At 73.5% G+C, this 22,214-nt stretch carries 19 protein-coding genes; 4 read left to right on the plus strand and 15 right to left on the minus strand.

Annotation, left to right across the window (positions count from 1 at the left end; genetic code table 11):
* Window positions 1–6 precede the first annotated feature (6 nt).
* Window positions 7–3,009, minus strand: coding sequence for a sigma-70 family RNA polymerase sigma factor (locus Q0840_RS01170; RefSeq protein WP_298455086.1), 3,003 nt, complete (start codon window positions 3,007–3,009; stop codon window positions 7–9).
* 138 nt (window positions 3,010–3,147) lie between these two features.
* On the opposite strand from Q0840_RS01170, the gene Q0840_RS01175 reads away from it, so the two are divergent.
* Entirely contained in the window at window positions 3,148–3,915 is a 768-nt protein-coding gene (locus Q0840_RS01175; protein ID WP_298455089.1) for a hypothetical protein, read from the plus strand.
* 90 nt (window positions 3,916–4,005) lie between these two features.
* Window positions 4,006–4,698 carry a phosphotransferase gene (locus tag Q0840_RS01180; RefSeq protein ID WP_298455092.1) on the plus strand — a complete coding sequence of 231 codons (693 nt, stop codon included), beginning with the start codon at window positions 4,006–4,008 and terminating at the stop codon, window positions 4,696–4,698.
* 28 nt (window positions 4,699–4,726) lie between these two features.
* Here Q0840_RS01180 and Q0840_RS01185 read toward each other — a convergent pair whose 3' ends face one another.
* From Q0840_RS01185 to nrdH, 6 genes are all read right to left on the minus strand, one after another.
* A complete protein-coding gene (locus Q0840_RS01185; protein WP_298455096.1) occupies window positions 4,727–5,119 on the minus strand; it encodes a hypothetical protein in 393 nt (130 codons plus the stop codon).
* Window positions 5,120–5,166: 47 nt separating this feature from the next.
* Window positions 5,167–6,624: an MFS transporter gene (locus Q0840_RS01190; protein ID WP_298455099.1), complete on the minus strand. Its 1,458-nt coding sequence runs from the start codon at window positions 6,622–6,624 to the stop codon at window positions 5,167–5,169.
* Between the two features lie 55 nt (window positions 6,625–6,679).
* Entirely contained in the window at window positions 6,680–7,654 is a 975-nt protein-coding gene (nrdF, locus tag Q0840_RS01195) for a class 1b ribonucleoside-diphosphate reductase subunit beta (RefSeq protein WP_298455102.1), read from the minus strand.
* 124 nt (window positions 7,655–7,778) lie between these two features.
* Window positions 7,779–9,929 carry a class 1b ribonucleoside-diphosphate reductase subunit alpha gene (nrdE, locus tag Q0840_RS01200; RefSeq protein WP_298455105.1) on the minus strand — a complete coding sequence of 717 codons (2,151 nt, stop codon included), beginning with the start codon at window positions 9,927–9,929 and terminating at the stop codon, window positions 7,779–7,781.
* Window positions 9,899–10,315: a class Ib ribonucleoside-diphosphate reductase assembly flavoprotein NrdI gene (gene nrdI / locus Q0840_RS01205; protein WP_298455108.1), complete on the minus strand. Its 417-nt coding sequence runs from the start codon at window positions 10,313–10,315 to the stop codon at window positions 9,899–9,901. Before nrdI ends, nrdE begins: the two co-directional genes overlap by 31 nt.
* Window positions 10,316–10,445: 130 nt before the next feature.
* The gene (gene nrdH / locus Q0840_RS01210; protein WP_298455111.1) at window positions 10,446–10,691 is read right to left on the minus strand and encodes a glutaredoxin-like protein NrdH; all 246 of its coding nucleotides are present in this window, start codon (window positions 10,689–10,691) and stop codon (window positions 10,446–10,448) included.
* A gap of 401 nt (window positions 10,692–11,092) precedes the next feature.
* On the opposite strand from nrdH, the gene Q0840_RS01215 reads away from it, so the two are divergent.
* Entirely contained in the window at window positions 11,093–13,210 is a 2,118-nt protein-coding gene (locus Q0840_RS01215) for a prolyl oligopeptidase family protein (RefSeq protein ID WP_298455114.1), read from the plus strand.
* Window positions 13,207–14,235: a S66 peptidase family protein gene (locus Q0840_RS01220; protein WP_298455117.1), complete on the plus strand. Its 1,029-nt coding sequence runs from the start codon at window positions 13,207–13,209 to the stop codon at window positions 14,233–14,235. Before Q0840_RS01215 ends, Q0840_RS01220 begins: the two co-directional genes overlap by 4 nt.
* 37 nt (window positions 14,236–14,272) lie before the next feature.
* Here Q0840_RS01220 and Q0840_RS01225 read toward each other — a convergent pair whose 3' ends face one another.
* The 8 genes from Q0840_RS01225 to dnaK all read right to left on the minus strand — a co-directional run bounded on the left by Q0840_RS01225 (window position 14,273) and on the right by dnaK (window position 22,146).
* Window positions 14,273–14,584 carry a helix-turn-helix domain-containing protein gene (locus Q0840_RS01225; protein WP_298455119.1) on the minus strand — a complete coding sequence of 104 codons (312 nt, stop codon included), beginning with the start codon at window positions 14,582–14,584 and terminating at the stop codon, window positions 14,273–14,275.
* 11 nt (window positions 14,585–14,595) lie between these two features.
* On the minus strand, window positions 14,596–15,072 hold the full coding sequence (locus tag Q0840_RS01230) for a succinate dehydrogenase hydrophobic membrane anchor subunit (RefSeq protein WP_298455122.1): 477 nt from the start codon (window positions 15,070–15,072) through the stop codon (window positions 14,596–14,598).
* A 28-nt stretch (window positions 15,073–15,100) separates the two neighbouring features.
* Complete coding sequence (locus Q0840_RS01235) at window positions 15,101–16,306, minus strand: TerC family protein (RefSeq protein WP_298455124.1); 1,206 nt, start codon at window positions 16,304–16,306, stop codon at window positions 15,101–15,103.
* 238 nt (window positions 16,307–16,544) lie between these two features.
* On the minus strand, window positions 16,545–17,885 hold the full coding sequence (locus Q0840_RS01240; RefSeq protein ID WP_298455127.1) for an SLC13 family permease: 1,341 nt from the start codon (window positions 17,883–17,885) through the stop codon (window positions 16,545–16,547).
* Window positions 17,886–17,965: 80 nt separating this feature from the next.
* A complete protein-coding gene (locus Q0840_RS01245; RefSeq protein ID WP_298455132.1) occupies window positions 17,966–18,382 on the minus strand; it encodes a heat shock protein transcriptional repressor HspR in 417 nt (138 codons plus the stop codon).
* A 56-nt stretch (window positions 18,383–18,438) separates the two neighbouring features.
* Complete coding sequence (locus Q0840_RS01250) at window positions 18,439–19,449, minus strand: DnaJ C-terminal domain-containing protein (RefSeq protein ID WP_298455135.1); 1,011 nt, start codon at window positions 19,447–19,449, stop codon at window positions 18,439–18,441.
* A 97-nt stretch (window positions 19,450–19,546) separates the two neighbouring features.
* Window positions 19,547–20,272 carry a nucleotide exchange factor GrpE gene (gene grpE, locus Q0840_RS01255; protein ID WP_298455138.1) on the minus strand — a complete coding sequence of 242 codons (726 nt, stop codon included), beginning with the start codon at window positions 20,270–20,272 and terminating at the stop codon, window positions 19,547–19,549.
* A complete protein-coding gene (gene dnaK, locus Q0840_RS01260; protein ID WP_298455141.1) occupies window positions 20,269–22,146 on the minus strand; it encodes a molecular chaperone DnaK in 1,878 nt (625 codons plus the stop codon). The genes grpE and dnaK overlap by 4 nt, the downstream gene beginning before the upstream one ends.
* Window positions 22,147–22,214: the final 68 nt, after the last annotated feature.

A 22,214-nucleotide genomic window follows, 5' to 3' on the forward strand; every position in this document is an offset into this window, starting at 1 on the left:
CCCTGCTCAGCCGGCGCCGGGTGCTCCCGGCGTCGAGGGCGACGGTGACGGCGCCGGCGGGGGGACGGGCGTGCTGGAGGCGTCGGACTCGACGGTCCCGCGGTCGGTGACCTGGACGGCCGCACGCCGGGTGGTCGTGCTGCCGCTGGCGTCGGTCACGGTGAGCACGAGGTCGCCCCCGCCCGCACCGACCGCCGCCGGCTCGGCGACCAGGGTCAGGGACAGGCCCGCCGACGACGGCTCGTCACCGACCCCGGCGGCCAGCCGGTCCAGGCGGCACAGCACGAGCGGGCCGTCGGAGGCGCACCGCCACGGCAGGGACTCCTCGGCCGAGCCGTCCCAGCGCACCCCCGGCGGGAGCGTCACGGCGGCCACGACGTCGGACGCCTCGGCACCGCCGGCGTTGAGGACCGCGAACCGGACGACGCTCGGCTGGTTGACGACCAGCGCCACGCTGTCCGGCACGGACAGCGTGACCTGCGGGAGGAGCAGCGCCGTCGGCACCGACCGGACCACGGTCACCAGCCCGGCACCCTGGACCCGCACGCCGATGGCCGATCCCGGCGGCAGGATCGCGCCGGCACGCGGCCCGACGACCGCGGTCAGCTGGGCACTGGCGCCGCCGGCCAGTGCCGGCATGCAGAACTCGAACGGCGTGCCCGGCGCGTCGTCCGCGCACGGCGCCCACCCGTCGGGACCGACGGGCGGGACCGTGCCCAGGCCGAGCGCGGCGGGCAGGTCCAGGATCGCGCGCAGGTCCGTCGCGCCGCTCTGACCGGTGTTCGCGACGGTCACCCGCACGCGACGGGTCGACCCGGGCACGAGCACGACGGCGTCGGTCAGCTCGGTGATGGACAGGCTGGCGGGGGCCGGCTCGGCCGGAACGACGGGACCCGGGTCAGGCAGCGGATCCGGGTCCGGGACGGGGTCGGGCACCGGGTCGGGCGCCGGCACCGGCTCGGCGGGTACCGGGTCCGTCACGACATCGGGCCGCGGTTCGGGCTGCGGGGCGGGCTCGGTGACCGGCCCGGTGACCTGCGGCGCCGGGGCGGGCTGCGGGACCACCGGCGTCACAGCGGGGTCCGGCGCGGGGATCACGGTGGCCGGTGCGACCGGGACGACGGGCGTCGTCTCCGGCGGCGTCCCGGGCTGCGGCGACGGTGCGGGTGTCGCGGCGGGTGGCTGCGGGGTCGGCTGCAGGGTCGGCTGCACCTGGCCGACGACCTGCGACGACGGCGACGTCGGGGCGGGCTCGGTCACGATGGCGCCGCCCACGGCGAGCGACACCCCGACGACCCCTGCGGTCACGGCCCCTGCGACGCCACCGGGCAGCGCGCCGACCAGGGCACCGACGCCCCCACCAGCCAGTGCGCCGGCGCCCGCGGCACCAGCACCCATCGCCGTGGCACCCGCCGCCGTCGCCCCCACCACGGAGGCGCCCGCAGCCGTGGCACCGGCCGCCGTCGCACCGGCTGCGGTGGCACCCGCCCCGATGGCGGTCGCACCCATCGCTGTCGCACCCGAGGCCGTAGCGCCGGCGGCCACCGAGCCCACGGCGCCCGCCGCCGTGGCACCCGCGGCCGTGGTCCCGGCGGCGGCTGCCGACCCGGCGCCCAGCGCACCGGCGCCCAGCGCACCGGCACCTGCCGTGCCGCCCACCACCGAGCCGCCGACCACGGAGCCGCCCACCACGGAGGTACCGAGCACGGACCCGCCGGCCACCGAGGCCGCGGCCGCGGACCCGGCGGCTGCCGTACCCGTCACCGCGCCACCGACCGATGCAGCACCTGCGCCGGCACCGACCGCTCCGGTCCCCGCGGTCGCCGCCCCGGCGGCAGCCGTGGTGCCCGCGGTGACCGCGCCGGTCCCGGCGGCGCCCGCCACCCCGGCGGATGCGCTCCCACCACCGACCGCCGCGCCGGTGGTGGCGCCCGCACCCAGCGACCCCGCGGTGGCGCCGGACGTCCCGGCAGCCGCACCGCCGACGGCGCCGCCTCCGGCCGACCCCGCCGCGACGCCCGAGCCGGTGCCCGCCGCCACACCGGACCCGGCTCCGGCGGCAGCCCCCGAGCCGCTGCCGACGGCGCCACCACCACCGACCGCCGCGCCGGTACCCGCCGCACCACCCACGCCGGAGGTCGCCGCCGCGGACCCGGCGGCGCCCGCCGAGCCGGCAGCGCCCGCCGAGGCCAGCACCCCGACCGGCAGCGGCGCGGACAGGACGCCGAGCCCGGCCACGCCCAGCACCAGGGGGGCGATGATCCCGCGCAGCCCGTGGTTGACGTCCCCGAGCTCGAGCACCAGGTCGCGGCAGGTCGCGCAGATCTCGAGGTGCTCACGCACGTGCGCGGTCTCGCGCTTGGCGAGCCCGCCCCGGACGTACGCGCCGAGCTTGCCGTTGACGCTGCGGCAGGCCTCGGTCGGCGCGCCGACCAGGTGCTGCTGCAGGTACGCCTCGCGCAGACCCTCACGCGCCCGGTAGGCCAGCGCGGCGACGCCGTTCGCGGTCAGCCCGAGCAGCGGGGCGATCTGCGCCGGCGCGAGCCGCTCGATCTCCGTGTACCACAGGACCGCCTGCCACCGTTCGGGCAGCGAGCCGTAGGCACGGGCGACCACGCCGCGCTCGAAGCCGGCCAGCGCCGGGTCGTCGACCCCGCCGACCGGACCGAACGCGGTCTCGAACGTGGCCATGTCGTCGGTGGGCTGGACGCGGCGACCGCTCTCGGCGCGCGCGTGGGCGAGCCGGCGGATCACCGTGAACAGGTACGCGCGGAAGGCCACGTCCGGGCCGCCGCCGCCGCGGACCACCGTGTAGACCTTGGCGAACGCGTCCCCCACGACGTCCTCGGCGTCGGCGGAGGATCGCGTGTACTGCCGCGCGACCGTGCGGGCCGCTGCCGCATGCCGGGTGTACAGGGCACCGAACGCCTCGGAGTCCCCCACGCGGGCAGCAGTGATGAGCTCAGCGTCGGAGCAGTCGTCTCCCCACGCTGCGGCTGTCTCGCTCACCTCGCCGCCTCTCCGCCCCCGGGCCTGTCACCCGACAGGGTGCCACGGATGCAGGCGCGCTGGCGATGCGCCGCCCTGGTGAAAAAATCGCCGTCCCATGTCGCGTCATACCGGACGCCTCGGACACTCTCATCCACCGTGAGGACCACCTACCGGTCGGCCGGCATGCCGCCCGACGTGCGCGAGCGCTGGCAGTCCAGCAGCGTCGCGTCCGTCTGGCTGCGCCCCGCGGACTGGTACCACCCGGCGGTGGACGCCCTCGTCGAGGCCGTCCTCGACGGCTCGGACCCGGTGCCCGCCGCCGAACGGCTGGGTGCCGCGCGCGCCGCCGCCGGGGTCGGCATCAGCGAGACGATCGACGACCTGGCGTGCCTGTTCCGCGCGCTCGGGGACGACGCCCCGCCGCTCGAGCTCGTCCGCGCCGTCTGCGAGGGCTGGGCTGCCGACCACGCCGCCGCGCCGGCGCTGACGCACTGCATCGACCCCGACTCGGGGCTGCCGACCGCCGAGTACCTCGGCGTGCGGCTCGGGGAGACGTACGGGTCCGCCCAGCGCGCCGGTGCCCGGGCCACCGAGACCCACGCGCTGCTGGTCGTCGACGTCGAGGCCCAACCCCTGGCGCCGTGGTCGCGGATCGTCCGGTCGGCGATCGTCGGGGAGGGGCTCACGCTGCTGTACGGCGAGGGCTACCCGATGGCGGCGCTGGGGCGGGGCGTGTTCGCCGTGCTCGTGGAGCGCGCGTCGGACCTCGGCCCGCAGGCGCTCGAGCTGCGCACACGCCTGGCCGAGCACGCCCGCTCGCACGGTGCCCAGGACCTGGTCCGCCAGCCGCCGCGGGTGTGGCTCGAACCGCTGCCGGACTCACGCACGCGCGCCGTCGAGCTGCTCGAGCACCTCGGCCGCTGACTGAGCGTCCCGGCCGCCGCGTTCTGCCGGTGGTCGGCCGGGGGTCGGCCGCCACGGGACATCGGCGACAGCCGGTACTACCGTCATGTCATGAGGTCATCGGAAGCCACAGACCCCGACGCGGGCCCGGGCCCCGTGCTCACGGTGGGCTCCACCGCCGTCATCTACCTGCTCGACGACGAGCGGGTGGTGCGCCGGTACCGCGAGCAGCACGACCTGTCCCGCGAGGTCGAGATCATGCGCCACCTCGGCGCGCACGGCTTCCCGGTGCCCGAGGTGTTCGCCGCCCACGGGCTCGACCTGGAGATGGAGCGGCTGCACGGACCCACGCTGCTGCAGTCGCTGGCCGCCGGCGAGACCGGCATCCCGGAGGCCGGCCACCTGCTGGCCGACCTGCACCGGCGCCTGCACGCGGTCCCCCCGCCCCCCGGTGAGCGCGACGGCGTCGTGCACCTCGCGCTGCACCCGGCGAACGTGATCCTCAGCGAGCGCCACGGGCCGGTGCTCGTCGACTGGGAGGTGGCCCGGACCGGCCCGGCCGCCCTGGACGTCGCCGTGACCGCGGTCATCATCGCGGAGGTCGCGGTCGACGAGGACGACGTCGAGTACTCCAAGGCCGCGCGGGCCCTGCTGGCCGCCTTCCTCACCGCCGCCGACGACGACCCGGTGCCCCACCTGGCGCAGGCGGTGCGGATCCGCGGTGAAGACCCGTCGCTGGTGCCGGGAGAGACGGCGCTGGTCGAGCCCGCCGCCGAGCTGGTCCGGCACTTCTGCACCCTGTAGGCGCACCACGCACCCGGGCACCTTGCACCTACGCCCGGGGCAGGACCGCAGGCGTCGGCCCCGACCCGTGCGAGGCACGGGTGGATGCGTGCAGGCACGCGCTGAGCACCGCGGCGTTGACCACCGTCCCCGTCCACGCGTCCGGCCACGCCGACACGACCGCCACCTGGGACACGAGCGCCGCCGCGCCACCCAGCGCCCACCAGTGACGCGAACGCACCGCCACCAGCACGGCGGTGTCCAGGACCATCAGCCCGGCGACGAACCACAGCACCGCGCCGGCCGCGTCCGCCGCACCCGCCGGAGCCGCGCCGGACCACCCGAGTCGCGACCCGACCGAGAGACCGTGGACGGCCGCATGCCCCGACAGCAGCCCGACGACGGCCAGCCGGAGGAGCAGGTCAGCATGGCGTGAGCTCATGGCCCCAGCCTCCCTCGAGGGCGACCCGCCGCTTCGGGACCGAAGGCCTACCCGGACCGGCGCGCCGCCCCGGACGGCGCGGGACGCTCGGGGGCCGCCTCGTCGCGGCGTCGTCGGACGAGGTCGACCAGACCGATCACGAGCGCCGCGCCGGTGAGCGCGATCGCGGCGCGCAGGCCGTGGGCGGCCCCGGCGGACTGGTCCCCGTCGGCCGCGCCGGCGAAGTAGAGCGCGCCGACCAGGGCGATCCCCGCAGCAGCCCCCAGTCGTTGCCCCGTCTGCAGCACCCCACCGGCGGCACCGGCCTGGTCCACCGGCACCTGGGCGAGGGTGATGGTCTGGTTCGGCGAGATGACCAGCCCGCTGCCGAGCCCGGCCAGCAGCAGCGGCACGACCGTCCACAGCCCCGTGCGGGACGACTCGCCCTGGGTCGCGATGAGGACGTCGGTCGCGGTGAGCCCGACGACCACGAGCAGCAGACCCACGACGACGACCTGCCGCCCGCGGCGGTGCACCAGCCGCCCGCCGACCCAGGCCATCACCGCGGACCCGAGGGCGAACGGCGTGATCGCGGCTCCGGCCTGGAGCGGCGTGTACCCGAGACCGGTCTGGAAGAACAGCGTGAGCACGAAGAAGATCCCGGTGAACCCGGAGAAGTAGACCAGTGCGAGCAGTGCGCCGGTCGCGTAGCCGGGTCGTCTGAACAGGGACAGCTGGACCATCGGCGTCCCACCGCGCCCGCTCACCCGTCGCTCCCACAGGACGAACGCCACCAGGAGCACGACGCCGGCAGCGAGGAGCGCGGCCTCCGGCGCCGCCCACCGCTCCGACACCAGCGGCCACAGGATCCCGGTCACACCCCCGCCGAGCAGGACGGCGCCGAGCGGGTCCAGGTCGGCGGCGCGCGCCCGCTCGGAGGTCCGGTCCAGGTACCGCAGAGCGAGGACGACGGCCAGGGCGCCCACCGGCAGATTGACCAGGAAGATCCACCGCCAGCCGTCGTCCGGCCCGAAGGCCGCGATGAGCAGCCCACCGAGCACTGGTCCGACGGCGGTGGAGATCCCGATGGTCGTCCCCAGCCGCCCGAACGCACGCCCGCGCTCGGCACCCCGGAACAGCTGCTGGATCAGCCCGGAGACCTGCGGGTTGATGATGCCGCCGCCCACGCCCTGGACCAGGCGGGCGGCCACCAGCCACGCGGCGGTCTGCGCCACCCCGGCGAGCAGGCTGGCCACGGTGAACACGACGACACCGACGAGGAACATCGTGCGCCGGCCGCGGGCGTCGCCCAGCCGGCCGGCGGCCACGAGCACGAGCCCGAAGCTCAGCGCGTACCCCGAGACGACCCACTGCAGCGCCGCGTCGGACGCGCCGAGCGAGTCGCGGATCGACGGCAGGGCGACGTTGACGATGCTCACGTCCAGCAGCGTCATGAAGCCGGCCGTCAGGCAGACCGACAGCGCCTTCCAGCGGCGCGGGTCGTCGTCGTGGTCGATGTCGCTCATCCCGCCGGGACGCGACGGCCCCGCGGGCCGGCGCGCCCGCCGCGGTGCGGGACGGTCAGAAGTCCCAGTCCTCGTCCTCGGTGTTGACCGCCTTGCCGATGACGTACGACGAGCCGGACCCGGAGAAGAAGTCGTGGTTCTCGTCGGCGTTCGGCGACAGCGCGGACAGGATCGCCGGGTTGACGTCGGTCTCGTCGCGCGGGAAGAGCGCCTCGTACCCGAGGTTCATCAGCGCCTTGTTGGCGTTGTACCGCAGGAACTTCTTGACGTCTTCGGTGAGCCCGACGCCGTCGTAGAGGTCCTGGGTGTACTCCACCTCGTTGTCGTACAGCTCGAAGAGCAGCTCGTAGGTGTAGTCCTTGAGCTCCTGACGGGTCGCGTCGTCGACGCGCTCGAGGCCCTTCTGGAACTTGTAGCCGATGTAGTACCCGTGCACCGCCTCGTCACGGATGATCAGGCGGATGAGGTCGGCCGTGTTGGTGAGCTTGGCCCGCGACGACCAGTACATCGGCAGGTAGAAGCCGGAGTAGAACAGGAACGACTCCAGCAGGGTGCTGGCGACCTTGCGCTTGAGCGGGTCGTCACCGCGGTAGTAGTCCATGACGATCTCGGCCTTGCGCTGCAGGTTCCGGTTGTCCTCGGACCAGCGGAAGGCGTCGTCGATCTCCCGCGTGGAGCACAGCGTGGAGAAGATCGACGAGTACGACTTGGCGTGCACCGACTCCATGAACGCGATGTTCGTGTAGACGGCCTCCTCGTGCGGGGTGAGCGCGTCCGGGATGAGCGACACGGCGCCGACCGTGCCCTGGATCGTGTCGAGCAGCGTCAGGCCGGTGAAGACCCGCATCGTCAGCTCCTGCTCGACCGGCTTCAGCGTCGCCCAGGACTGGATGTCGTTGGACACCGGCACCTTCTCGGGCAGCCAGAAGTTGCCGACCAGCCGGTCCCAGACCTCGGCGTCCTTGTCGTCCTCGAGGCGGTTCCAGTTGATCGCCGACACCCGGCTGACCAGCTTGAGCTTCTCCGTCATGACAGTCCAACTTCCATCGAGTCGAGGACGACCACCGAGGCGATCGGGGAGGGGGGCGACGGCCACGCCGAGCGGGTCGGGGGCAGGTCCGCGGACCCATGCCGCGAGCCGGCCGCAGCAGAGATCAGAGCATGCACGACACGCAGCCCTCGACCTCGGTGCCCTCCAGCGCCATCTGCCGCAACCGGATGTAGTAGAGCGTCTTGATGCCCTTGCGCCAGGCGTAGATCTGCGCCTTGTTGATGTCACGCGTGGTCGCGGTGTCCTTGAAGAACAACGTCAGCGACAGGCCCTGGTCGACGTGCTGGGTGGCCGCCGCGTAGGTGTCGATGATCTTCTCGTAGCCGATCTCGTACGCATCCTGGTAGTACTCCAGGTTGTCGTTCGTCAGGAAGGGCGCCGGGTAGTAGACGCGCCCGATCTTGCCCTCCTTGCGGATCTCGATCTTCGACGCGACCGGGTGGATCGAGGAGGTCGAGTTGTTGATGTAGGAGATCGAGCCCGTGGGCGGGACCGCCTGCAGGTACATGTTGTAGATGCCGAACTGCCGCACCGACTCCGCCAGGGCGCGCCAGTCGTCCTGGGTCGGGATGTGCACCCCGGACTGCGCGAACAGCTCCCGGACGCGCTCGGTCTGCGGCTCCCACGCACGGTCGACGTACTTCGCGAAGTACTCCCCGCTCGCGTAGGCCGAGTCCTCGAAGCCCTCGAACGCCCGGCCCCGCTCGATCGCGAGCCGGTTGGAGGCCCGGATCGCGTGGTAGGCGACCGTGTAGAAGTAGATGTTCGTGAAGTCCAGGCCCTCGGCCGAGCCGTAGTGCACCCGCTCGCGGGCCAGGTACCCGTGCAGGTTCATCTGGCCGAGGCCGATGGCGTGCCCGGCGTCGTTGGCACGCTTGACCGACGGGACGGACTCGATGCTCGTCTGGTCCGAGACCGCGGTCAGCGCGCGGATGGCCGTCTCGACCGTCGCACCCAGGTCCGGGGAGTCCATCGCCAGGGCGATGTTCATCGAGCCCAGGTTGCACGAGATGTCCTTGCCGACGTGGCTGTAGGACAGGTCGTCGTTGTACTGCGACGGCGTCGCGACCTGGAGGATCTCCGAGCAGAGGTTGGAGTGCGTCACGCGGCCGGCGATGGGGTTCGCCTTGTTCACCGTGTCCTCGAACATGAGGTACGGGTAGCCGGACTCGAACTGGATCTCGGCGAGGGTCTGGAAGAACTCGCGCGCCTTGATCTTGGTCTTGCGGATGCGACGGTCGTCGACCATCTCGTGGTACTTCTCGGTGACCGAGATGTCCGCGAACGGCACCCCGTAGACGCGCTCGACGTCGTACGGGGAGAACAGGTACATCTCCTCGTTCTTCTTCGCCAGCTCGAACGTGATGTCCGGGATGACGACGCCGAGCGAGAGCGTCTTGATGCGGATCTTCTCGTCCGCGTTCTCCCGCTTGGTGTCCAGGAACCGCAGGATGTCCGGGTGGTGCGCGTGCAGGTAGACCGCACCGGCGCCCTGGCGCGCGCCGAGCTGGTTGGCGTAGGAGAAGGAGTCCTCGAGCAGCTTCATCACCGGGATGACGCCGGACGACTGGTTCTCGATGTGCTTGATCGGCGCGCCGTGCTCACGGATGTTGCTCAGCAGCAGCGCCACCCCGCCCCCGCGCTTGGACAGCTGCAGGGCGGAGTTGATGCCGCGCGCGATGGACTCCATGTTGTCCTCGATGCGCAGCAGGAAGCACGAGACGGCCTCACCGCGCTGAGCCTTGCCCGAGTTGAGGAACGTGGGCGTCGCCGGCTGGAACCGGCCCGCGATGATCTCGTCGACCATGCTGACCGCGAAGTCCTGGTCGCCGTCGGCCAGGGTCAGGGCGACCATGCAGACGCGGTCCTCGAAGCGCTCGAGGTAGCGCTTGCCGTCGAAGGTCTTCAGCGTGTACGAGGTGTAGTACTTGAACGCGCCGAGGAACGTCTCGAACCGGAACTTCTTGGAGTAGGCGTACTCGAAGAGCGTCTTGACGAACGCGAAGTCGTACTTCGCGAGGATCTCGGGCTCGTAGTACTTGTTCTCGACCAGGTACTCGAGCTTCTCAGCCAGGTTGTGGAAGAAGACCGTGTTCTGGTTGACGTGCTGGAGGAAGTACTGGCGCGCCGCTGCCCGGTCCTTGTCGAACTGGATCTCGCCGTTCGGGCCGTACAGGTTCAGCATCGCGTTGAGCGCGTGGTAGTCGAGCCCCGCGTCCGCGTCTACGCCGGTATCTGTCGTGATCGCTGCCACAGCTGTCCCAATCCTTCACGGACGCGCGTGACGTCCTCTGGTGTGCCCATGAGCTCGAAGCCGTAGAGGAACGGCACCGCGCACTTGGCGGAGATGATGTGTGCGGCGAGGAGGTAGGCCTCGCCGAAGTTGGTGTTGCCGGCACCGATCACGCCGCGCAGCAGCGACCGGTTCGACTCGTCGTTCAGGAACTTCACGACCTGGCGCGGGACCGCGCCCGCACCGTTGCCACCGCCGTACGTCGGGACGACGAGCACGTACGGCTCGGTCACCCGCAGCGGGGCCTGGTGGGGCAGCAGCGGGATGCGCTGCGCGGGGAGCCCGAGCTTCTCGACGAAGCGGTGGGTGTTCTCCGACGCGCTCGAGAAGTAGACCAGCGAGCTCATGGCGCAGCCCTCTCCTCGTGCAGCGGGGGCCGGTGCGGGCGGCCGGTCGGACGGCTCGCGCCGGGTGCGGCGCGGCGGGTGTGCAGGCGTCGGGTGGTGCGCGGTGCGGGCGCCCGCGTGGTGGCGGCCGTCAGGCGACCGCGACGGCCGAGCTCTCGACGAGGGAGCGGATCCGGTCCGGGCGGTAGCCCGACCAGTGCTCGGCGCCGGCCACGACGACGGGCGCCTGCATGTGCCCGAGGGACATCACGTAGTCGCGGGCGTCGGGGTCCATGCTGATGTCCACGATCGTGTAGTCCAGACCCGCCTTGTCCAGGGCGCGGTAGGTCGCGTTGCACTGGACGCAAGCGGGCTTGCTGTACACGGTGATGCTCATCGTTCCCCCACGAGGTCGGCGGCCGCGGGGGCTCCCCGCATGACGTCCACAGTAGCCCCACCCGGGGGGAATCACAACGGTGCAACACCAGACCTGGGGGTCAGCCCGCCCCCCGACCACTAGGTGTAGTGGTCGCTGTGGACGGACCGTCCCCAGCCTGGGGACAGCGCGACACACCGCGCTCACCTGCAGGATCACCGGGCCGGGCCCGCGTCCGACGTCCCGTCGTCCCCAGCCACCCCCAGCGTGGCCCCCAGGCGAGCACACAGCCGCCCCACCCACGCGGCACCCGCAGCCGCCGGGTCGCGCCGGGCACGACGACCGGCGTGGCGGACGTCGTCGGCGTGTCGCCCGGGGCCGGGCGTTTGCCCCCACGCCGCGGACGGACGAATGATGCCCGGGTGGACACCGACCCCTACGCATGGCTCGAGGACGTCGAGGGCGCAGACGCCCTGGCCTGGGTGCGCGAGCGCAACGCCGACGCCCTGGACCGACTCGCCGAGAGTCCCGGCTTCACCGACATCCGGCGGGAGGTCCTCGAGGTCCTCGACTCCGACGCCAAGATCCCGATGGTCGGCCGCGCCGGGGAGCACCTGTACAACTTCTGGCGCGACGCCGAGCACGAGCGGGGGGTGTGGCGGCGCACCACGCTCGACCAGTACCGCACCGACGACCCGGCCTGGGAGACGCTGCTCGACCTCGACGCGCTGAGCGCGGCGGAGGGCGAGAGCTGGGTGTGGCACGGCGCGCAGGTGCTGCGGCCGGACCTCCGACGCGCCCTGGTGTCGCTGTCGCGGGGCGGCTCGGACGCCGACGTCACGCGCGAGCTCGACCTGCAGACCCTGGAGTGGGTCGCGGACGGGTTCGTGCGCGAGGAGGCCAAGGGCGGGCTCGGCTGGGTGGACCGGGACACCGTCTTCGCCTACACCGACGTCGGACCGGGCACCATGACGACGTCGGGCTACCCCCGCACGGTGCGCCGGTGGACCCGCGGCACGGCGCTGGCCGACGCCCCGGTCGTCTTCGAGGGCCGGCCGGACGACCTGTACATCTCCGCGCACCACGACCGGACGCCGGGCTTCGAGCGGGACCTCGTCGTGCGCGCGATCGCGTTCTACCGCCAGCAGGTCTTCCTGCTCGGCGCCGACGACGCCCTGACGCTGATCGACGTGCCGCAGAGCGCCGAGGTGAGCCTGCAGCGCGAGTGGCTGCTGGTCGAGCCGCGCGAGGACTGGTCCGTCGGCGGGCGGTCGTACCCGGCCGGCTCCCTGCTGGCCGCCCGGCTCGACGACTACCTCGCCGGGTCGCGCGACCTGGAGGTGCTGTTCACCCCGACCGCGACCACGTCGCTGGCCGGGCTGACCTGGACCCGGTCGCACCTCGTGCTGACCCTGCTCGACGACGTCCGGCACCGGCTCCAGGTCCTCACCCCCGGCGAGGCGGGCTGGGCGACGTCGGACCTGCCGGGCGTGCCCGAGCTGACCACCGTGTCGGTGGCCGGCGTGGATCCCGACGAGTCCGACGACCTGTGGATGACCACCACCGGGTACCTGACCCCCACGACGCTGTCCCTGGTCACCGTGGGTGGCGCGGCCGAGGCGCTGAAGTCGACGCCGACCTTCTTCGACGGGTCCGGGCACACCGTCAGCCAGCACATGGCGACGTCGGACGACGGCACCCGGGTGCCGTACTTCCTGGTGCGGCCGGACGGCCTGCCGGACGGCGGACCCACCCTGCTGTACGGGTACGGCGGCTTCGAGGTGTCGCTGACGCCCTCCTACTCGGGTGCGCTCGGCCGCGGCTGGCTCGCGCGCGGCGGGGTGTACGCGGTCGCGAACATCCGCGGCGGCGGGGAGTACGGGCCGCGGTGGCACCAGCTCGCGCTGCGGGAGAACCGGCACCGCGCGTACGAGGACTTCGCCGCCGTCGCGCGGGACCTGGTCGACCGTGGGGTCACCACACCGCAGCGGCTCGGCGTGCAGGGCGGCAGCAACGGCGGTCTGCTCACCGGCAACATGCTGGTCCGCTACCCCGAGCTCATCGGCGCGGCCGTCGTGCAGGTGCCGCTGCTGGACATGCGGCGCTACAGCCACCTGCTCGCGGGCGCGTCCTGGATGGCCGAGTACGGCGACCCGGACGACCCGGACGACTGGGCGTTCCTGCGCACGTTCTCGCCCTACCACCTCCTCGACGCCGACCGGGCCTACCCGCCGGTGCTGCTGACGACGTCGACCCGGGACGACCGCGTGCACCCGGGCCACGCGCGCAAGATGACCGCGCGGCTGCTGGAGCTGGGCAAGGACGTCACGTACTTCGAGAACATCGAGGGCGGCCACGGCGGGGCGGCGACCAACGCCCAGGCGGCGCACATGACCGCGCTGGCGTACACGTTCCTGTGGCAGCGCCTGGCCGGCGGGGTGCCGGACGGCAGGGCGCCGGGTGGTCTGGCCGTGGCCGGTCGCCCGGCGGCCGGTCACGCGGCGGACGGTCGCCCGGTGGACGGCCCCGCGGCGCCGTGATCCGGTACCCCGCGCCGCTGCGGCCGGGCGACCGCATCGGCGTCACCTCCCCGTCCGCCGGGGTCGCGGACGCCCTGCGCCCGCGGCTGGACCACGCCGTGCGCACGCTGCGGGACCTGGGCTACGACGTCGTCGTCGGCCGCTGCATGGCCGGGGACGGCGTGGTCAGCGCGCCGGCCTGCGAGCGCGCGAGCGAGCTGATGGCCATGCTGCTGGACCCGGCCGTCCGCGCCGTCGTGCCGCCGTGGGGTGGCGAGCTCGCGATCGACCTGCTGCCGCACCTGGACTGGGACGCGGTCGCGGCCGCGGAGCCGACCTGGCTGGTCGGGTACTCGGACATCTCGACGCTGCTCGCGGCGATGACCCTGCGCACGGGGATCGCCACGCTGCACGGGCCGAACCTCATGGACACCCCGTACGCCGTGCCGGAGCCGTTGCTCGCGTGGCACGCCGTGGCGTCCGCGGCGCCCGGGGCGCCCCTGCGGCAGGGCCCGGCGGCGCGCTACCGCTCGACCGGGTGGGACGACTACGTCCGCACGCCCCAGGTGGACGAGTACCACCTGGATGCGCCCGGTGGCTGGCGGCTGCTGGACGGGACGGCAGGTGACGTGCTCCTGCGCGGCCGGCTCATCGGTGGCTGCCTGGAGACGGTGGCGAACCTCTCCGGGACGCCGTACGGGCCGGCGGCGGAATTCGCGGGGCGGCACGCCCCCGAGGGCACCGTCGTCTACCTGGAGGTCGCCGAGGCGGACGCGTTCGAGGCCGCGCGCCGGCTGCACGGGATGCGCCTGGCCGGGTGGTTCGACGCGGCGACGGGCGTCCTGGTCGGCCGGACCGCGGCCCCGGACTCGCCGGGACTCACCCAGCAGGACGCCGTCCGGGACGCGCTGGGCACCCTCGGCGTCCCGGTGGTGCTCGACGTCGACTGCGGGCACGTGCCTCCGCAGCTCGCGCTGGTCAACGGCGCCCGGACCGTGGTCGCGCGGACCGCCGGCCGGTGGACGCTCGAGCAGGTCATGGACTGACGAGCTCCTGGACCGATCAGCCGATGGACGGATCAGCTCACGGACTGACCGGGCGCCCCGCCGGTCCGCCGAAGAGGGCGATCAGCTCGTCGACGTCGTGGTCGGCGGTCGCCGGGTGCCGGAACGGTCGGTGCGGCTGGAGGGTGTAGTGGTTGCGCCGCCCGGTCCGGGTGCGGCCCAGGTACCCCGCCTCCTCCAGGTCCTGCAGGATCGTCAGGGCGGCGCGGTCGCTGATCTGCACGACGGCGGCCAGGTCGTGCACGCGGGCGTCGGGGTCCCGGGCCACCGCGAGCAGCATGTGGGCGTGGTTGGTCAGGAAGGTCCATCGTGGCTGGGTCGACGTCCTCACCTCCGGCGGGGTCACGGGCGGGCACCGGGAGCCCGGCTGTCGGCCTCCGCGCAGAAGGATGGCAGCAGGCCGGGGTCCGCGGTCGGCGGGCACGGGTCGAAGGTGAGGACGACCAGCGAGCCGAGCACCAGCGTGACCACGGTCGCCGCGAGCAGCAGCCCCTTCAGCCACAGCCTGGTCCGGGGCGTCTCGGCGTAGTCGTCGATGATCGTGCTCATCCCGTGGGCGCCGTGCAGCATGGCCAGCCACAGCATGACCAGGCTCCACAGCTGCCAGAACGGGTTCGACCAGCGGCCGGCGACCAGGGCGAAGTTGATCGCGTTGATCCCGTCCCCCAGCACGAGGTTCACGGTCAGGTGGGCCAGGACGAGGACGACGAGGACGGCCCCGGACACCCGCATCCAGACCCATCCGACCAGGTGGCGTCCGGTCCGCCCGGACCGGCCCGGACCGGCGGCGCGCGGCGGTGGCACGGACAGGTCCCGCATCGGACTCAGCCCTCTCCCGCGCCCGCCGTCAGGCCCGGTCACGGTCGTGCGGCGACCCGGCCGGCGTGGGGGCCGTCGCGGCGGGCTCGGGCGTCCCGGGCTGCGCCGCCGGAGCCCCGAGCTCGCTCAGGACGCCGTCGCCGACCGCCCGCTGACGCCCACCGGACCGCCCTCGCCCGCCGACGACGTCCTGGTCCGCGTGCGGCGACCGTGGCCCCGGCCGCTCCGCGCCCCGGCGCCAGGTCGGCTCGAGCGCGGCCAGCTCCGCCGCGGACGCCACGGCGAACGGCGGCGTGGCCGGGGCGGGCGGCGCCTGACGGACCTGCCCCCGGGTCGCCCTCAGGCTGAGCCCGATGGAGATGGCGATGATGCTCGCGACGACGGCCAGCGAGAGCGTGGTCGGCACGTAGAGGACGTCGATCTTGAGCATCATCTTGATGCCGACCCAGATCAGCACGAGCGCCAGGCCGAGCTTGAGGTAGATGAAGCGGTGGATCAGGTCCGCCAGCAGGAAGTACATCGCCCGCAGCCCCAGGACGGCGAAGGCGTTGGCGGTGAAGACGAGGAAGGGCTCGTCGGTGACCGCGAAGATCGCCGGGATGGAGTCGACGGCGAACACGATGTCGGTCACCTCGATCAGCACCAGGACGAGCAGCAGCGGGGTGGCCAGCAGCGTCCCGCCCCGGCGGATCACGAGCCGCTGACCGTGGTACCGGTCGGTCATCGGCACGTACCGACGGAACAGGCGCAGCACCCGTGACGCCTCGGGATCCAGGTGCTCGTCGCGCCGGCGGATCATCCGCACGCCCGTGTACAGCAGGAACGCGGCGAAGACGTACAGCACCCAGCTGAAGTTCGCGATGAGGACCGACCCGGCGGCGATGAAGGCTCCCCGGAACACCAGCGCACCGACGACGCCCAGGAACAGCACCCGGTGCTGGTACTCGCGCGGCACGGCGAAGTAGGTCAGCAGGATCGCCCACACGAAGACGTTGTCGACCGCCAGCGACTTCTCGATGAGGTAGCCGGCGAAGTACTGCTGGCCGTGCTCGGCGCCGAACAGCCGCCAGACCACGGCGCCGAAGCCGACCCCGAACAGCACCCACACGCCCGACCACACCGCGGCCTCGCGCACGCCGATCACGTGCGCGCGCCGGTGGGCGAACAGGTCGACCATCAGCATCGCGAGGATGACACCGAGCACCGCCACCCAGCCCCACACCGGCACACTCATCGCTGGACCACCTCCCGGTCACGTGACGACCACGACCGGAGGTCTCTCCCAGCCCGCACCGGGCTCGCTGCGCCGGGCCCCACGGGGGGCCGTCCTGACGACGCAGGCGTCAGGGATACTCCCCTCCCACCTCTGCCCGACAAGTGAAGCGAACTTCACCTTTGACGTCAACCGGGGCCGGGTCACCGGGACGGCACCCCTGCCCGCGCCGGGGGGTCGCGGCGGCGCGGCCGCGCCGTCAGACCCCGATGACGCGCACGGAGAGCCACAGGGCCGCCGTCGCGGTCAGGATCGTCGCGGGCACGGCGAGGGCGCCCACGGCGGTGAACTCGCCGACCACCGGCGGGTGGGCCCGCGCGCTCAGCACCCGGCGCCACAGCAGCGTCGCGAGCGAGCCCACGTAGGTGAGGTTGGGGCCGAGGTTCACCCCGACGAGGACGGCGAGGACCGCGGGCGCGCCGCCCGCCGCGGCCGCCAGCGGCGTCAGGACGAGGGCGGCCGGCAGGTTGTTGACGAGGTTGGCGACCACCGCGGCAACCGCAGCGACCCCCAGCAGAGCGGGGAACGTCGCGCCCGCGGGCAGCGCTCGGCCCAGCGCCGCACCCAGCCCCGAGCCGGCGACGGCGCTCACGACGACCCCCAGGGCGAGGACGAAGGCGGCGAACGGCAGGCTCGCCGCGCGCGCCACGGACCGGACCGTGGCACGTCCCCGCGACAGCGCCCGCGCGCCCAGCACTACGACGGCGCCGAGGGCCGCCGCAGCGGGCGGGACGCCGGCGACGGCGGCCACGACGAACCCGGCCAGGACCGCCACCCCGAGTCGCACGGAGCTCGGGTCGGTGTCGTCGCCCGGGCGCGGGGCGGACGGCCCGAGGGGCGGCCCGGGGGTCGGTCCGGGCGGTCCCACGGTCGGCTCGGGAGGCGGCGCGGCCGTCGGCCCGAGCGACGGCGCGGCGGTCGACGGCCGCAGGTCGTCCGCGAAGTACCGGCTCAGCACGACGTACTCCGTGGCCACCGCGGCGGCCCATGGCAGCGCCATGAGTGCGGTGAAGCGGGCGACGCTCAGGCCCGTGGCCGGCAGGGCCAGCAGGTTCGTGAGGTTGGAGATGGGCAGGAGCAGGGACGCGGAGTTGGCCAGGTGGGCGCACGCGTAGACGTGCACGCGGGCGGGCATCCGCGCGCGAGCGGCGGCGGCCAGGACGACCGGGGTCAGCAGCACCACCGTGGCGTCCAGGCTCAGCACGACCGTGACCAGGGCCGCCACGACGAACACCGACCGGAGCATCGCCCGCGGTCGGTGGCCGCAGACCCGGACCATCGCCGACCCCGCCGCGGCGAACAGCCCCTCGCTGTCGCACAGGTGCGACAGGGCCAGCACCGCGACGAGGAACGCGACCACCGGCGCCAGCTCGACGACCTCCGCCCACGCGTCGGCCGGGGAGACGACCCCACCCGCCACCAGCAGCCCGGCGACGGGGATCGCCACGGCGGCCTCCGGCACGCCGCCGGGACGCAGCACGGCGGCGACGAGCACGGCGACGAGGGCGAGGACCGAGACCGCCGTACCCGCGTCGATCACGCCGTCATCACGCGGTCATCCTGCCCCGGCCGGCGACGCCGGGCGCTCCGGCGCGGAGGTCGGGGGCTGCCGCGCGGCCGTCAGGACCGGCCGCTGGGCCGCCACAGCACGAGTGCACCTGCCGTCGACCGCTCCACGCGTCGGCCGCGGTGACCGCGCGGCACGGCGACGACCTCGCCGCCGGGACCGGCGGTGAAGACGCGGTGCCCCGGCTCGGCGAGCGCCCGCAGCACCTCGACCTGCGCCTCGAGTCGCTCGACCTCCTGCTCCAGGCGCAGGATCCGCTTGATGCCGGCGAGGTTGATGCCCTCCTCCTGGGACAGCCGCTGCACCTCGCGCAGGGTCGCGATGTCGCGCAGGGAGTAGCGCCGCCCCCGGCCGCGGGCCCGGCTGGGTGAGACGAGACCGAGGCGGTCGTACTGGCGCAGCGTCTGCGGGTGCATGCCGGCGAGCTCGGCCGCGACCGAGATGACGAAGACCTGGGCGTCGTCCTGCATGTCGTCGACCCTTTCCGCCGGGTCCCGGGCCGGCGTACCGGCCCGGGACGTGTCGGTCACTCGCGGGCGCGTGCTGCCATCTCGGCGCGCGGGTCCTCGCCGGCCGTGGCGGTGGCGAACGCCTCGACGGCGTCGCGCGCCGTGCCGCTGAGCCGCTGCGGGACGGCGACCTGGACCGTGACCAGGAGGTCGCCGGTGCCCTTGCCGGTGGTCACGCCCTTGCCGCGGGCGCGCAGGACCCGCCCGGACGGCGTGCCCTCCGGCACGCGCATGCGCACGGTGCCGCCGTCGAGCGTCGGGACGTCGACGGTCGCGCCCAGCGCGGCCTCGGCGAAGCTCACCGGGACGGTGACCCGCAGGTCGTTGCCGTCCAGGGAGAACACCGGGTGCGGCAGCACCGTGACGGTGACGACGAGGTCACCGGGCTGGCCGCCGGGCTCGGCGGCCCTGCCCTTGCCTCGCATCCGGATCCGCTGGCCGTCGTGGACGCCCGCGGGGATGCGGACGGTCAGGTTCTTGCCGTCGACGCTCAGGGTCACCGTGGAGCCCTCGACCGCCTGCCGGAACGGCAGCGTGGCCGTCGCGGACAGGTCGATGCCCGGCTGCGGCTGGCGGAAGCCCGCGCCCTGGCCGAACAGGCCACCGAGGATGTCCTCGAACCCGGCGCCACCGCCCGCTCCCCCGGCGCGTGGGCCGCCGGCGCCGGTCGACTGGTAGCGGACCCGGGGACCCGCACCGCCGCCGCCGCCGCCGAACATCCCGCCGAACAGGTCCTCGAACCCGGCGCCACCGGCGCCTGCGCCGCCGCTGCCCGCGGAGAAGCGCGCGCCACCGGCCATCGCCCGCAGCTGGTCGTACTGGCGGCGCTGCTCGGGGTCGGAGAGCACGGCGTACGCCTCACCGACCTCCTTGAACCGCGACTCCGAGCGCGCGTCCCCGGGGTTGTGGTCGGGGTGCAGTGTGCGGGCGAGCTTGCGGTACGCCTTCTTGATCTCCGCGGCGTCCGCGGTCTTGGAGACGCCGAGCACGGCGTAGAAGTCCTTCTCCAACCAATCCTGGCCGGTCATGACGCCTCCCTCCTCGATCGTGCGTGCGGTGCTGGGTGGTGCCGGACGCCGTCCGCCGCCGGTGTGGCGTGCGGACGGCGTCCGGGGCGTGCGGTGCTCAGGCGTCCGGGCTGGTGACGGCGACCCGCGCGGCGCGGACCACCCGGCCGGCGACGCGGTGGCCCGGCTGCATGACCATGGAGACGGTCGGCTCGGTGACGTCGTCCGAGTGCTGGTGCATGAGCGCCTCGTGCACCTGCGGGTCGAACGCCTCGCCGACCGCCCCGAACCGCTCCCAGCCGAACCGGCCGAGGGTCGTCTCGAGCTTGTCGGCGACCGCCGCGAACGGCGTGCCCTCCAGCTCGCCGTGCTGGCGGGCCAGGTCGACGTCGTCCAGCACGGGGACCAGCGCCTCGAGCACGCCGGCGACCGCCTGGTCGCGGGCCACGGACCGGTCCCGGTCGACCCGCTTGCGGTAGTTGACGTACTCGGCCTGCAGCCGCTGCAGGTCCTCGAGCCGCTCGGCCGCGGCCGCCTGCGCCTGGATCAGCTCCGCGTCGGCGCCGGACGGCTCGAAGTCGAGCCCGGCCAGCGGGTCGGCGTCGCCGGCCGTGCCCGCTGCGTCGTTCGTGCCCGTGGCGTCGTCCGTGCCGCCTGCGTCGTTCGTCGCGTCCTGCACGCTGCTCGCCTCCTGTGCGTCGCCGGCGGTCCCGGCACCGGCCGGTGCGCCGGGGCGCACCGCACCGGTCTGCGGGTCGATCCGTCGCTTGTCGGTGAACCGGGTCTCGGCCGCCGGGTCGCCCGTGGGCTCGGGCGCCGCGGCACGCGTCGGGTCCTGGCTCACTTGACCTCGTCCTCCTCCACGATCTCCGCGTCGACGATGTCGTCGTCGGCCGCGCCGGACGGCGTGCCGTTCGACGAGGCGTCGGCGCCGTCGGCCCCGGCCGGCGCACCGGCGCCCGCCTGGTCGGCGGAGTACAGCGCCTCGCCGATCCGCTGGCTGACCGTCACCAGCGCCGCCTGCTTGGCCTTGACCTGCTCGACGTCGCTGCCCTCGAGCGCGGTGCGCAGCTCGGCGACGGCCGACTCGACGTCGGTGGTGACGTCCTCGGGGAGCTTGTCGCGGTTGTCGACGAGGAGCTTCTCCGTCGAGTAGACGAGCTGCTCGGCGGAGTTGCGGGTCTCGGCCTCCTCGCGGCGGGCCTTGTCCTCGGCGGCGTGCGCCTCGGCCTCCTTGACCATGCGGTCGATCTCGTCCTTCGGCAGGGCGGACCCGCCGGTGATCGTCATCGACTGCTCCTTGTTCGTGCCGCGGTCCTTGGCGGACACGTGCACGATGCCGTTCGCGTCGATGTCGAAGGTCACCTCGATCTGCGGCACGCCGCGCGGGGCGGGCGCGATACCGGTCAGCTCGAAGGTGCCCAGCGGCTTGTTGTCCCGGGCGAACTCACGCTCGCCCTGGAACACCTGGATCAGCACCGACGGCTGGTTGTCGTCGGCGGTGGAGAAGATCTCGCTGCGCTTGGTCGGGATGGCGGTGTTGCGCTCGATGAGCTTGGTCATCACCCCACCCTTGGTCTCGATGCCCAGGCTCAGCGGCGTGACGTCGATGAGGAGGACGTCCTTGCGCTCGCCCTTGATGACGCCGGCCTGCAGCGCCGCGCCGATCGCGACGACCTCGTCCGGGTTGACGCCCTTGTTGGGCTCCTTGCCCCCGGTGAGCTCGCGCACGACGTCGGCCACGGCCGGCATGCGGGTGGAGCCACCGACGAGGACGACGTGGTCGATGTCGTTGACCGAGATGCCGGCGTCGCGGATGACGGCGTGGAACGGTGCCTTGGTCCGGTCGAGCAGGTCGGACGTCATCTGCTGGAACTGCGCCCGGGTGATCTTCTCGTCCAGGTGGATGGGGCCGTTCTCGCTCATCGACAGGTACTGCATCGAGATGTTGGTGCTCGTCGCGGACGAGAGCTCCTTCTTGGCCTGCTCGGCCGCCTCGCGCAGACGCTGCAGCGCGATCTTGTCCTTGGACAGGTCGACGCCGTTGTTGTTCTTCACCTGCTTGATGAGGTGCTCGACGATGCGGTTGTCCCAGTCGTCGCCGCCGAGGCGGTTGTCACCCGAGGTCGCGCGGACCTGGATGGTGGAGAACTGGTCCTCGTCCTTGCCCACCTCGAGCAGGGAGACGTCGAAGGTCCCGCCGCCGAGGTCGAAGACGAGGATCAGCTCGTCCTCCTTGCCCTTCTCCAGGCCGTAGGCCAGCGCGGCCGCGGTGGGCTCGTTGACGATGCGCAGGACGTTCAGGCCGGCGATCTGGCCGGCGTCCTTGGTCGCCTGGCGCTCGGCGTCGTTGAAGTACGCGGGCACCGTGACGACGGCGTCGGTGACGGGCTCACCGAGGTACTCCTCGGCGTCGCGCTTGAGCTTGCCGAGGATGCGCGCGGAGATCTCCTGCGCGGAGTAGGTGCTCTCGTCGATCGACACCTTCCAGTCGGTGCCCATGTGGCGCTTGACCGAGCTGATGGTGCGGTCGACGTTGGTGACCGCCTGACGCTTGGCGACCTCGCCGACGAGCACCTCACCCGTCTTGGAGAACGCGACGACCGACGGCGTCGTGCGCGCACCCTCGGCGTTGGCGATGACGGTGGGCTCGCCGCCCTCGAGGACGGAGACGACGGAGTTGGTGGTGCCGAGGTCGATGCCGACTGCTCGTGCCATGAGTGCTGCCTCTTTCCGTACCGGTGATGTGCCCGACGCCGCTCGTGGCGGCGCGGTGCGCCTCGTGT

It is taken from the genome of uncultured Cellulomonas sp. (assembly GCF_947494015.1).
Lineage (GTDB): Bacteria > Actinomycetota > Actinomycetes > Actinomycetales > Cellulomonadaceae > Pengzhenrongella.